Raw genomic sequence first — 13,055 nt, forward strand, 5'->3', positions numbered from 1 at the left:
GGAAAATCTAAGTGGTTTTGCCCAATGGCGAAGCCCCGTCATTTATAACTCCTCAAAAAAACTTTTTTAAAATCCTTAGGTTAACGGCTATGGTGTTGTCACCAACATCTAACCGCCCCTACATTACCTCTCATCACACCATTTCTCCATCATCATAAAATCAAATCCATTAGTTTTATAAGCACAATTATAAACGCAGGGATATGAACATCAACCGAAATCTGATCAACAGGGCCATGCTGCTTGTGGCTCTCATCATTATAGCTGTTTTTACAGCAGTAAACGCCAACGCCCAAAGCAAAAAGAAATTCAAGGTAATAGCCTTTTACACCGGCCGGAACGATCTGGCGCACATCAGCTTTATGCACGAGGCTAACCGCTGGTTTCCGGCTCTGGCAAAGAAATATAATTTCACTTACGATAGTACCAATAACTGGGCAAACATGAACCCTGAGTTTTTGGCCAGATACCAGGTAGTAATATTTTTAGATACCCGCACTGATAACCCCGAACAACGTGCAGCTTTTGAACAGTATATGAAAAAGGGCGGCGCCTGGATGGGGTTTCATTTTTCGGCCTTCGCGCTTACACCCTCTGACTTTCCGCAAAACTGGGACTGGTACCACAACGAGTTCCTGGGTTCGGGACAATATGTGAGCAATACCTGGCACCCAACTTCGGCCATATTGAAGGTGGAAGATCCTGATCACCCCGTAACCAAAGGCCTGCCCACCACTTTTAAAACCAACCCTAATGAGTGGTACCGCTGGGAACACGATCTCCGTAAAAACCCGGATATCGATATCCTGCTGGCGGTTGATTCAACAAGTTTTCCCTTAGGTACAGGCCCAAAGCAACACGAGATTTGGCATAGCGGTTACTACCCCGTAGCCTGGACTAATAAAAATTACCGCATGGTTTATTTCAACATAGGCCATAATGATATGGACTATGACGGCGGCACCAACAAAGAGTTATCGCAAACTTTTGAAAATGCCGATGTTGATAAACTGATCATCAACTCGCTGCTTTGGTTAGGCAGAGGAAAGTAGTGTCACCAGCCCCCTGAAGCGGACGTTTTACTTTTATGCGGGTTTAGGCGTCCACTCTTGAACCGTTAACCTGATGAAAAACCCTTCAAAAGCGAGGGTTGGTGGGATTCCCCTCTTGAGAGGGGCGGAGGGGTGTGTTATTCTACGTGCAGTTTATCACTTGTATAACACACCCCTGCTCCCGCTTTTTCCTACTGCACCCCCTCTCAAGAGTAATAGCCCCTGAATTAACATAATTAAAGAATTAACCGCCAAGTCTACTCACCCCGACATCGCTGCGCTTGTCACCCCTCTCTACGCAAGCGTAAAGAGAGGGATTTATCTGTATTTTTTCTTTACCCTCTTTCCGCCAAAGGCAAAGAGAGGGTGGTCCAGCGTAGCGCAGATCGGGTGAGTCAACTGTACGGCATGTCATTTCCCGGCACTGTCTAATCACGGGCTATTACTCTCAAGAGGGGATTTTAAAGCGCTTACGCTAAATTAATCCCTTAGGTAATGGTTATGGCGTCCACGCCTGAACATGGTCATGGATAGAGCGTCCACGCTCCCGGCCACAGGCAGAAAATCCTGCGTATTCCGGCGCAAAAAACGATCCGAAAAACAGACCATAAAAATGGTGTCACTACTTTGTCAGCATGCAGACAAAGTAAGCCGCCATTTGGTTTTTTCTCAAAAAAATCCTAAAAATCAGCAAAAATTACATTGGTAAATGCTGCCGTTTTTAACCTTTCGAAAAAAAGTATTTTAAACTCATTATAGTTTTAAGCGTTGATTATCAGTATTTTAATAATGTTTCAGGCAAATGGTTAAAATATTGAATATCAACGTATTTCATAAAATGGGTGTACCGCGTTTTTACATTCAGAATTTGGAACACCCCAGTTTTCCGGAAAAAGAACGCCGGGAGGATTTTTAAATTTTTATGGAGAATCAAAAATTTGGGACATGCGTTTTGTTACAATTGGAATGCAGGACTTCGTCGGGACAATGTAAATAAAATACCTATTGGTATATTTTAAAGGCGCTTTTGCTTATTTTGCCGGCGAAATCCTGCCTCTCCTATGAAAAAATTAAAGACGGTATTTAACCAGGTAAAATCTCTTAATGGCGCCGAAGCGCCTGGTATGGTTAACTTGCTATGGCAGTTGATCTGTTATTCGCCTAAAATGCCAGTACGCTTGCAACAGCAGCAATTGCTTGACGAAGCCAAAGCATTTACGCTTGAAGTAGACGATCCTCATTTTGCCAAATCTACTTTAAAGTTCAACGGTTTTACCTGGGGAGAAGGGAAGCACAAGATACTTATCACCCACGGCTGGGGCTCAAAAGCCGCCGACTTCGCCGAGCTTGTCACGGGTTTAAAAAACATTAATGATATGCAGGTAATAGCTTTTGATGCACCGGGTAATGGCAGCTCGGAAGGGGAGCTGTCAAACCTCTTGCTCTTTGCTAAAGCTGCGACTACGGTAATCAATACCTTTGGGGCGCCCGATGTGCTCATCGGTCACTCGTTAGGGGCAATGGCCAATGCCATCGCTATTAAGGAAACAGCTATTAAACCTGGCTTGCTCATCAGCATTGCCCCGCTTATTAATCTGAAAGAGAATTTTATAGCCAGCCTGAACGCGGCCGATGTAGCTCCTGGTTTACAGGATCAATTCTTTACTGATTTTGAGGCATTGTTTGATATGGAGGCTTCGGATTTTACACTTCATAATTTATATCCTGCCGGCTTGGTCCGGAAACATTGGTTAGCCTATGATCCGGAAGATAAAGTTGCACCCTTCGCATTTCTGGAAAACTTCCTTATCGCTCATCCCGAAGTTGAAACCAAAGTATACCAGGGCCCCGGTCATGAACGCATTATTAAAGATGAGCTTGTTATATCAGATCTCGTTAGCCTGATAGCTTAATTTTTATATATAGTAATTTGGCTTTAAGCTTTTAGCCTTCTGCTTTTAGCTTTTATAAAACTATTTAGCGGCCATCACCTCATCCATGGCTTTCATAAAAGTTGTTACTTCAATTTCGTTCCGGTGCGCCTTTAAATAAGCTAACAGCTTCCTATGCGCATCTGCGGGTGTAACCAAATAATCGCCGCCTACACCGTGAAACATGAAGATGCCCAGTCCGCCGCTTTGTTGTACTTTCTTTACAAAATCTATCAGGGCATCGCCGGTTACCGGGTTGCCTGTTACGCCCCATGAAGGTACTTTTAACGGGTCGAGGTTTTTAAAATCAGTGATCACAGCATCAGGTCCGCCGCCTATACGGGCATATTTTGCGAGGCCTGCTTTACGCAGGGTATCAACATAGTTCACGCCGCCAACTTCAAGTTCAGTGCAGGGGTAGGCATAAGTGCGGCCGCCGGTTTTACCATCAAGGGCAAAAAGCAGGGTGTTCATTTCCTTTATTTCGCGCACCATGATATATGGGGTATAATTGGCCGAATTGTCGGCAGGATTAGTTTTTACATTTAGCAGGCAGGGATGGTATAAAGTATGGTTAGCGAGTTCGTAACCTTTTTCACCTGCCTGGCGCCAGCGGGGTAACGAAGCTTCGGTCATGTTTCCGGTTAAAAAGAAGGTGGCGGTAAGATGTGCCGAATCCAGCTGTGGTATGGCTATGTTTAACTGTGAATTGATGCCGTCGTCATAAGTAAGCACAATAATGGCTTTTTTGCGTTTGGATTGCTGCGCGTTGGCAACAAATAAAAAGTTGAGCAATAACAGAAACAGCGCTAATTTTTTCATGACGAGGGTTTTGGATTAATTGGCCTAAAATAAAAAAATCCGGTTGATAACCGGATCTCTTCATAATTTTAATATACCTCGCTCTGCACCCCCGAATAATATTTCAGCTCGATCAGGTCATGCGGCAACGTTTTGGTATTCCATGCATGATGGATAGCCAATGCTGTACCTACGGCAGTTGCCTGTGCCATCGACGCGGCGTAAACTTCCAAATGAGGGAAGGCCAACGCCAGCAGGTGCATGAAAACGCTGTTTTTACTGAAGCCGCCATCTACAAAAATGCGTTTTACCTTACAGCCGTTTAAAACATAATTGGTTGATATGGTTTGCTGGGCAACAATATCAATCATGAGTTGGTGGTAAGCTTCAACATCATCAACAAAACTGTTTAAGTCGCGCTGCTCAAATGCCGATTTCTGTAACTGGCCTTCATTTTCATTTGCCTGTAGTGACGGCTGATTATTTAACCGGGCCGCGATGGCCGGATCATAATTTATGGTACGGTACCTGATCTCGTCCTGGTTAAAGTGGGCGGCTATTCTTTTTACTTGCTGCTCATATTCATAACCCGTAAACAAGCGTGAGGCTTTTACCGGGCTGCCTTTATATTGCAGGTAGTTAAGACAATCATGCTTCAGCTCATCAGCCGTAAGTGGTGTTTGATTAAAAGGGTTCAGACTGATTGACCAGGTACCCGTTGAGATCAGCACAAAGGGCATATTAAAGCTCACGAGGTAAGGGATGAGCGCTGCCGAACTATCGTGCAACCCAATACCAACCTTGTAAGTACTGCCCGGAAACTCTGCCGGAAGTACACTATCCGCGGGATGCAGCGGAGCCATTTTGGGTAGAATCTCTTCAGCATTAAGCCAGTTGTGATAGGTGTTCTTGGCAAAATCCCAAAGGGCAGTGTGGCAGCCGATACTGGTTAAGTCGCTCACCATTTGCCCGCTGATAAGATAGCTCATATACTGGGGTAGGTGTAAGGCATACTTTATCCGCTTAAACACTTCGGGCTGTTGATATTTAAGCCTGTATAACTGCAATCCCGAATTAAGGTTGCCCAAAACCGGCGAGGCGGTCTCTAAAGCAAACCTGGCTTCGTCGCCATAGTTTTCATAAAACTGCCTGCTCAGTTCAGGCGGATATGGTTTGAGGTAATTATAAAGTGGGGTAAGCGGCTTGCCGTGTTCATCAACATAAACAAAGCTGGCGCCGTAAGTTGAAAAGTTGACCGCCTTAAGATCAAACTCCTTATGCTTAAAAATTTCCCGCAATGAATCAAACACCGATAACCTGAGGCTGTCGAGGTTTTCACATGCGTCGCCATCTTCATCGTGGGTTTCCAAAAAACGGGCTGTCCGTTCAAAAACTATTTTGTAGTTCTCATCGAACAGGAACAGCTTCTTGTTGGTTTTACCCACATCAAAAACGGCTATAACAGGTATCGGCTCCATAGGCTTACAATCCGGTTGATACTGCTTTTGCTCCTCGTTCATTTATCAGTTGCTGCCTGATGGTTTGCTGCCTGTAAACTGCCAGCGGGTTCAGCGCACCGCCTGCCCTTAAGCGGGCTTCGGCCAATAGCGGCCTAACGTCTGTGCGATAAGCATGTTGTAAAATTTCTTGGGCTTGTACTACGTCGTTATCCTGTTGTGCCTGTACCAGTGCAGGGGTATCCACCAAAAGAGCTTGCGCATATGCTATTTTAATGGCTTCAACAGATTGCAACAAATCTTCAATCGGATCTTTAATATTGTGCGACGCATCGATCATCCAGCCAATGGATGTAGCGTGTGTCATGCCGCGGGCATCCATACCTTCAACCAGTTCGTTAAAGATGAGGAACAACTGGTATGGGTTGATGCTGCCTACGGTAAGGTCGTCATCGCCGTATTTTGAATCATTAAAGTGGAAACCGGCCAGCTTGCCTTCCATCAGCAGTAATGAAACTATCTGCTCAATGTTTACCCCCTGTAAGTGGTGACCAAGATCAACTAATGTCTGCGCTTTTTGCCCCAGTTTTGATGATAACAGGTATGATTGCCCCCAATCGCCAATAGTGGTTGAATAGAAGTTAGGCTCATAAGGTTTGTACTCTACCCAAACTTTCCAGTCATCAGGCAAGGCCTCATAAATTTCCTGTAAGCTTTCTAAAGTGCGTTCAAACGCGCCGCGCATGTTTAACTGACCAGGGAAGTTTGATCCGTCCGACAGCCAAACTGACAATGCTTTGGAATCAAGCTCAACGCCATATTTGATCACCTCAATATTGTGTGCAATAGCCTGTTTACGTACCGCTTTATCTACATGGTGCAATGAGCCAAATTTGTAGCTCAGCTCCTGCGATGGCTGATCCTGGAAGGTATTAGAGTTAACCGCGTCAAAATGCAAACCCAATTGTGCTGCATGGGCTTTGATAGCTGAGGCATTGGATGGGATATCCCAGGGAATGTGCAGCGAAATCGAGTTACTGCTACGGTTAAGTGCGTGGATCAAACCTACATCTTCAATCTTTTCTTCCAGGCTACGCGGCTCACCACCGCCCGAAAACCTGCCGAAACGGGTACCGCCGGTACCTAAAGCCCAGCTTGGTATAGCAATATTAAAATCAATTAATTTTTGCAGGATGGTATCCAGGTTTTTCACATCACCGGCAACAAAATCGAATTTGGGTTGATGATCATTCAGCTGTTGATGATTGGCTTCATCAATTTTATATTTTTCTAACTGCATAATTGGTATTGGTTATAAAGCAAGTTCAAGTTTGACTCTTGAACTTGCAAAATTTATAAATATGTCATTGCGAGGAACGAAGCAATCGCATGCTATACAGAGTGGCTACGCATGGTGGTCATGCTTCCGTGCGATTGCCACGCTATCGCTCGCAATGACATGGGTTACTGTAACTATCTCACAAACGCCATCGCCACGCCGCCATCAACATTCAACACGTTACCGGTTGATTTGTTAAGCAGGCCGCCTGTAAAGGCAAAGCAGGCATTAGCTATATCGGCAGGTAAAATCACCTCGTTTAATAAAGTACGTTTTGCGTAGTACGCTGGCAGTTCATCTACGGTAACGCCGTAAGCTTTAGCACGGCCTTCGGCCCATCCGCCGGCCCAAATGTTACTGTCGCTGATTACTGCATCGGGGTTAACTACGTTCACCCGGATCTTGTCGGTGCCAAGCTCGGCAGCGTTTAACCTGCTCAAGTGTAACTGGGCCGATTTTGCCGAGCCGTAACCGGCGTTGTTCGGTCCGCTCACTAAGGCGTTTTTGCTTACGATATTGATAATGTCGCCGCCAATGTCTTGTTTTTTCATCACAGCAACTGCCGCCTGGGTAATGAAGAACTGGCCTTTAACCAATACATCGTACAATAAGTCCCAGTCTTTTTCAGTATGGTCGGCAATTGATTTAGAGATAGACAAGCCGGCGTTGTTCACCACAATATCAACGCCGCCGAAAGCTAAAGCAGCAATTTCAAGCGCTTCGTTGATCTGATCGGCTTTGGTTACGTCAAGTACGGCTGTGGTGTATGAATCTTTACCGTATTGTTTTTTGAACTCCTCGCCTGCACCTTCCAAGCGCTCGGCGTTCATGTCATTCAGAATAACTACGGCGCCTTCATCAACAAATTTTTTGGCGATAGCTTTACCTATACCACCAGCACTGCCGGTGATCAGGGCAATTTTGCCTGAAAGGGCTTTTGGCTTAGGCATGCGCTGTAATTTGGCTTCTTCCAATAACCAGTATTCAATATCAAAAGCTTCCTGGCGTGGCAACGAAGTATATTCAGAAATCGCCTCAGCACCCTTCATTACGTTGATGGCATTGGTATAAAACTCGGCGGCAACGCGGGCGGTTTGTTTATCTTTTGAAAACGAGAACAAGCCTACACCCGGATACAGGATGATCACCGGGTTGGTATCCCTGATAGCCGGACTGTTATCATGCTTACAGGTATTGTAATAATCAGTATACATTTGGCGGTAAGCCTCAAAGGCCGGTGCCAAACGGACTTTTAACGCGGTAACATCGCTCAGGTCTTCGCCCGGTGCAAGGTCAAGCACCAGCGGACTGATCTTGGTACGCAGGAAGTGATCCGGGCAACTGGTACCCAAAGGAGCCAAACGGTCAAGATCATTGGAGTTAATAAATTCCAGTACGCGGACATCATCCGTAAAGTGACCAACCATGTGCCTGTAGCTTGAACAAAAACCACGTAATATAGGTGCAAGGGCAGCCGCCTGTTTTTTACGGCTGGTCTCGTCCAGGCTTTCAACTTTTTGACCACCGAAAACAGGGCCTTTTTTTCCGTAGTTTTCTTCAAGATATTCGGCACAGCGCTCAATAACCTCAAGCGTGTTCATATAGCTTTCGTAAGCCGTATCGCCCCAGGTGAATAAACCATGCGAGCCCAGCATTATACCACGGATGCCCGGATTTTCGTCAAGGCACTGTTTTAATTGCAGGCCGAGTTCAAAGCCTGGTTTTTTCCATTCAACCCAGCCGATGGTACCGTTAAAAAGCTCCTGGGTTATTTTTTTACCATCTTTTGCTGCCGCGATGGCGATGGCAGCATCAGGGTGCAGGTGATCGATGTGTTTGAATGGCAGGAAGCCGTGAAGCGGCGTATCAATAGATGGTGCTTTTGAGTTAAGATCGTAGATGCAGTGGTTAAATAACTCAACCATTTCATCTTCAAATTCAACCCCGCGATAAATGTTTTTCAGGCTACGAAGGCGATCAACATAAAGGGCAGCCAAGCCGCTCTTTTTCAGCGTACCAATGTCACCGCCCGAGCCTTTGATCCACATTACCTCAACATCATTGCCGGTAAGCGGGTCTTTACTCATCAACTTGCATGAGGTGTTACCGCCACCATAGTTGGTAAGGCGCAAATCGGCACCCAAAAGGTTAGAGCGGTATATGAGCAGGGCTACTTCATCGCCGGCCAGTTCGGCGGCTTTTGCTTCATCCCACAAATAGCTTACGTGTTTAAATTCAGTTGTTTTCGACGACATATATTTTAATTGTTGAATTATTGAGTTAATGAATTATTGATTTGTTTTTATCGTTGGCTTATTTAGCTCGGCTTTTACCGTCGGTTTTTCGGGTTTTATCTTATTCCCATATCCCACAACCAGTACCGATATTACAATTACTGCTATACCGGCTATTACCGTTGCGAATGCTTTTTTACTTACGCCTTTCCACTCTTTAAGTACCAGGCCCCACGTATTAGCAATCAGGATAATGAAAGCCATGTGCAGGATCCAGGAGCTGGCGCCATTACCCATTTTACTTTCGCCCATACCGTAAAAAAAGAACTGTAAAAACCAGGTTGTGCCGGCCAGTGCCGCAAACAGGTAGTTTTTAAGCAGCGGTGTTTTTTTATCGGTATAATTATCAAACGTTTTGTTGCGGGCATTTAGCACCATACACCATATAAAGTTAGTGGTTAAGCCACCCCATAGTATAATAATATAGGTTACGTTGTTTGAAAACAGGAAATTGCCCTGGCCCGGATGCGCCGCCTGCCAGATCTGGTTAGCTGTATCGGCCATTGGTTTCCCGGCTTCAATACCGAAGTTGAAACAAGCGCTCAGGATCCCCGAAACTACCGCCACCAGTATACCTAAGCCAAAGCGGTAATCCTTATTTTCCTGGGCTATGGTTTTATCGGCCGAGAGTTCTTTCTCTTTCATCATACCTGCTTTACCGCATATAATAATACCCACTACACAAAGCACAATGCCCAATAAAACCATCTGCCCCCATTGGGTGTGCAGCATCAGCGTAAAAGTATCTTTCCCTTCTTTCGGGAAAAGGTCATAATAAACCGATGGAATTATCGATCCAAAAACCGAGCATAAGCCCAGTATGATGGTACTACCCAGCGATACTCCTAAGTAACGTACCCCTAATCCATATGTTAAACCGCCAATGCCCCACAGCAATCCCATAAGGTACGTCCAGCCAAGGGTAGCAGTATCCGTATGGCTTATAATGTCGGCAAAGCCGGGAATAGTAAGCCATGCTGCCAGCGGTGGTACAATGAGCCATGAAAAAATGCCGCCTACTATCCAGTAGCTTTCCCAGGCCCAGCCTTTTATTTTTTTGTAGGGGATGTAAAAGCTCCCCGAAGCAAAGCCACCGATAAAATGGAAGATGACCCCTAAAATTACTTGCATATTCTCTGATTGGTTTATATTGGTAAGGCTAATGTAGATAATTTAAATGCCGGAACTGTCCTTTGCTGTCATGGATGTGAAGGAATTTGTCTGAACGGGGATTTGAGGTGGATCTATGGAATAGATAAGATTTTTGTCTGAACCAGGATTTTAAGGATTAATAGGATGGACAGGATTTTATATGCAGTTTTACGCTAAACTGTTAAGAAATCCCATAATCCTAAAAATCCCCCAAATCCCGGTTCTGTTTATTATTTTGGCAATCAAATACATCTCTATGCAGGCATATATTTTAGGTATTGATATTGGCACCGGCAGTACAAAGGCCGTAGCGGTAAGTTTAACGGGCGAACCATTAGGTACAGTATCCAATCATTATCCCATTAATAGCCCTGAACCCGGTTACAGCGAACAGGATCCGCTGTTGATTTGGGACGCTTTTGTAAAATGCCTTGCCGGTATTACTGCCCAATTGGGAGCCGTTCCGCAGGCCGTCAGCCTGAGCAGCGCCATGCATAGTATTATTCCGGTTGATGAGCATGGCGAAGCACTGCTGCCTATGATGACATGGGCAGATGCGCGGAGCGAGAGCATCGCGCAGGCATTGCGTGCAACAGAAAAAGGTGAACGCCTTTATCATAACTGCGGCACAGCTATTCATGCCATGTCGCCCCTAAATAAGTTGTTGTGGCTGCGTGATAATCAAAGTAACATCTTTGAAGCCGCCCATAAATTCATTTCGATAAAGGAGTTTATCTGGTTCAGGCTTTTTGGTGTTTTTGAGGTTGATTATTCCATTGCGTCAGCTGCAGGATTGTTTAATATTGTAACCAAAGAATGGAATGATGAGGCTCTTACACTCACCGGTATTACTGCTTCAAAATTATCAGCCCCGGTTAATACCACTTATCACCGTAACAATATCAGGCCTGAAGTAGCTGCATTAACCGGGATAAATGCCGGTACCCCTTTTGTTATAGGGGCAAGTGATGGGGCATGTGCTAATTTAGGCAGCCACACTACCGGCCCGGATGTAGCGGCGCTTACTATAGGCACCAGCGGCGCGGTACGCATTACCAGCCCGAAGCCAGTTTACAATTACGAAGCCATGGTTTTTAATTACCTGCTTGATGAGCAGACTTATGTATGCGGCGGAGCAGTAAATAACGGAGGTATAGCGGTAAACTGGCTGCTCAAAAACTTTTTGCAAAAGGATAACATTATCGCTGCTGATTATGACGCTTTGTTTAATGAGATAGCAACCATACCTGCCGGCAGCAACGGACTTATATTTCTGCCCTACCTGTACGGCGAACGTGCTCCGCTCTGGGATACCAAAGCCTGCGGCACATTTTTTAATATCAAACCGGCACATAACCGGTCGCACTTTTTACGTGCGGGGCTTGAAGGCATTTGCTTTGCGCTGAATGATGTGCTTAAAACATTGGAAGATGCATCGGGCGGGATTACACAAGTCAATATCAGTGGTGGTTTTACCAGTTCGGCAGTATGGACACAGGTACTGGCAGATATCACCGGGAAAAGGCTCGCAGTGCTTCAGTCTGAAGATTCATCAGCGCTCGGCGCTATTTATCTCGCTGCACGGGTATTATATCCTGAAAGTTATGGCGCGCTTACACGGGTTGAACAGCAGGATTTTATCGAACCAAATACTAAAAATCATGAAGTATACGGCAAAATGTTCCCGGTGTTTAAAAAGCTGTACAGTGATTTAAAGGACAGCATGCATTTGGTGGATGGATGGGAGTGAAGACGGATTAAAAAAGTTATCATTCCAGCCCCAGCCATTTAACCAATCTCCAGCAACCATATACAAAAAACGGCGCGGCCACTACATCAATAGTGTAATGAATATGCTGTATCAACAGTAATACTACCAATACTACCGCGCAAATTAATGCGATCAGTTTATCTGTGCGCTTTTGCAGGTGCAGGTACACGAGCACCATGGTTGCTGTATGGCCCGAAAAAAACAGGTCTTTGGTGATAAATGTATGCCCGTAAAACACGCTTGTGCTTGGGTCAATAAGCGGGACAAGGCCCACTGGCGGATTGAGCTTGACCAGGCCGATGGTAATAAACCGGGCAATACATACAAAATTCAGTGTCCAGATATAAGTGATACATACCCTCGGGTTATAAAGCGCCCGCCACATCATAAGCAGGCCCATGCTCCAGATGAGTATAAAAATCGGGACTGAGAGATCGTAAGAGGGTAAATGGGCCAATACCCAATCATTAAGTACAACACCGTCCTGCCTTTTTTCAATATGCTTAAAAAAAGACGGTAACAGGTTAATGATGATGACTATGACTATAGTGGCACCCAGTAACTTGAGCCTGCTGGCCCGGGTATCATAGGCGCTCTGCCAAAGCTGTTTTATATGATAAATGGAGGCTAAATTCAATCTGTGTTTTTTTATAAAGCCTGCAAAAATACAGTTTGCTGATTAATATTAAGTAATTGTCAGGTATTTGTTAATTTAATAAACTCAAATATGGATAGTGAAAACAAATGCAATTGTGTTGCATTAGCTTGTTTATATTTGCGGCATGGATTTTCAAAAGCTTTCGCCCCGGCTGGATAATATTGGTATCACCGCTTCAACGCTTTGTGCTATCCATTGTGCAGTAGTGCCTTTGCTGTTTACGAGTTTGCCCTTGGTGGGCCTTGGTTTTTTGGCTAACGCCTGGGTAGAGTGGGGGATGATCATTTTCGCTTTGGTTATAGGGGTGTATTCTATAGGCTTATCCTACCGGCGTACGCATCGCCGTTCAGTTCCACTATTTATGCTTGTATCAGGTTTTGTTATCATAATGGGAGGGCACGCGTTTACAATAACAGGAAAATCCGAGGCTATGATAGTTCCTGTTGGAGGCTTGCTGATAGCCGCCGCGCATTATGTAAATTATAGGTATACCGGTGCCTGCAATCACAATCATAAAACATATAAACTTAAAAAGGTTGAGTAATGGATAAGCGCCACAGGAAATTCTTTTATGCGTTTTTGCTGTTCAACTGCTTTTTG

10 protein-coding genes are annotated in these 13,055 nt (G+C 45.0%); 4 read left to right on the forward strand and 6 right to left on the reverse strand.

All coding sequences use genetic code 11. From position 1 onward, the window contains the following. Window positions 1-203 precede the first annotated feature (203 nt). Window positions 204-1,052, forward strand: coding sequence for a ThuA domain-containing protein (locus ABIC84_RS15615; RefSeq protein ID WP_429264133.1), 849 nt, complete (start codon window positions 204-206; stop codon window positions 1,050-1,052). 1,061 nt (window positions 1,053-2,113) lie between these two features. Continuing rightward, window positions 2,114-2,965: an alpha/beta hydrolase gene (locus ABIC84_RS15620; protein WP_429264134.1), complete on the forward strand. Its 852-nt coding sequence runs from the start codon at window positions 2,114-2,116 to the stop codon at window positions 2,963-2,965. Window positions 2,966-3,025: 60 nt separating this feature from the next. Here ABIC84_RS15620 and ABIC84_RS15625 read toward each other — a convergent pair whose 3' ends face one another. The 5 genes from ABIC84_RS15625 to rhaT form a co-directional block, all read right to left on the reverse strand. Beyond that, the gene (locus ABIC84_RS15625; protein ID WP_429264135.1) at window positions 3,026-3,805 is read right to left on the reverse strand and encodes a polysaccharide deacetylase family protein; all 780 of its coding nucleotides are present in this window, start codon (window positions 3,803-3,805) and stop codon (window positions 3,026-3,028) included. Window positions 3,806-3,873: 68 nt separating this feature from the next. Continuing rightward, entirely contained in the window at window positions 3,874-5,262 is a 1,389-nt protein-coding gene (locus ABIC84_RS15630) for an FGGY-family carbohydrate kinase (protein WP_429264136.1), read from the reverse strand. A gap of 4 nt (window positions 5,263-5,266) precedes the next feature. Then, the gene (locus tag ABIC84_RS15635) at window positions 5,267-6,541 is read right to left on the reverse strand and encodes a sugar isomerase (RefSeq protein ID WP_429264137.1); all 1,275 of its coding nucleotides are present in this window, start codon (window positions 6,539-6,541) and stop codon (window positions 5,267-5,269) included. Window positions 6,542-6,714: 173 nt separating this feature from the next. Further along, complete coding sequence (locus tag ABIC84_RS15640; protein WP_429264138.1) at window positions 6,715-8,835, reverse strand: bifunctional aldolase/short-chain dehydrogenase; 2,121 nt, start codon at window positions 8,833-8,835, stop codon at window positions 6,715-6,717. 33 nt (window positions 8,836-8,868) lie between these two features. Beyond that, window positions 8,869-10,005 (reverse strand): L-rhamnose/proton symporter RhaT, encoded by a 1,137-nt coding sequence (gene rhaT / locus ABIC84_RS15645; RefSeq protein WP_429264139.1) that lies wholly within the window; start codon window positions 10,003-10,005, stop codon window positions 8,869-8,871. 277 nt (window positions 10,006-10,282) lie between these two features. Here rhaT and ABIC84_RS15650 point away from each other — a divergent pair, with 277 nt between their 5' ends. Beyond that, window positions 10,283-11,776, forward strand: a complete 1,494-nt coding sequence (locus ABIC84_RS15650) for a gluconokinase (protein ID WP_429264140.1) — start codon at window positions 10,283-10,285, stop codon at window positions 11,774-11,776. Between the two features lie 19 nt (window positions 11,777-11,795). On the opposite strand, the gene ABIC84_RS15655 is transcribed toward ABIC84_RS15650, so the two are convergent. Then, complete coding sequence (locus ABIC84_RS15655; RefSeq protein ID WP_429264141.1) at window positions 11,796-12,434, reverse strand: phosphatase PAP2-related protein; 639 nt, start codon at window positions 12,432-12,434, stop codon at window positions 11,796-11,798. A 145-nt stretch (window positions 12,435-12,579) separates the two neighbouring features. Here ABIC84_RS15655 and ABIC84_RS15660 point away from each other — a divergent pair, with 145 nt between their 5' ends. Next, window positions 12,580-12,999 (forward strand): MerC domain-containing protein, encoded by a 420-nt coding sequence (locus ABIC84_RS15660; RefSeq protein ID WP_429264142.1) that lies wholly within the window; start codon window positions 12,580-12,582, stop codon window positions 12,997-12,999. The last annotated feature ends 56 nt before the right edge of the window (window positions 13,000-13,055 follow it).

It is taken from the genome of Mucilaginibacter sp. 3215 (genome assembly GCF_050433785.1).
Lineage (GTDB): Bacteria > Bacteroidota > Bacteroidia > Sphingobacteriales > Sphingobacteriaceae > Mucilaginibacter.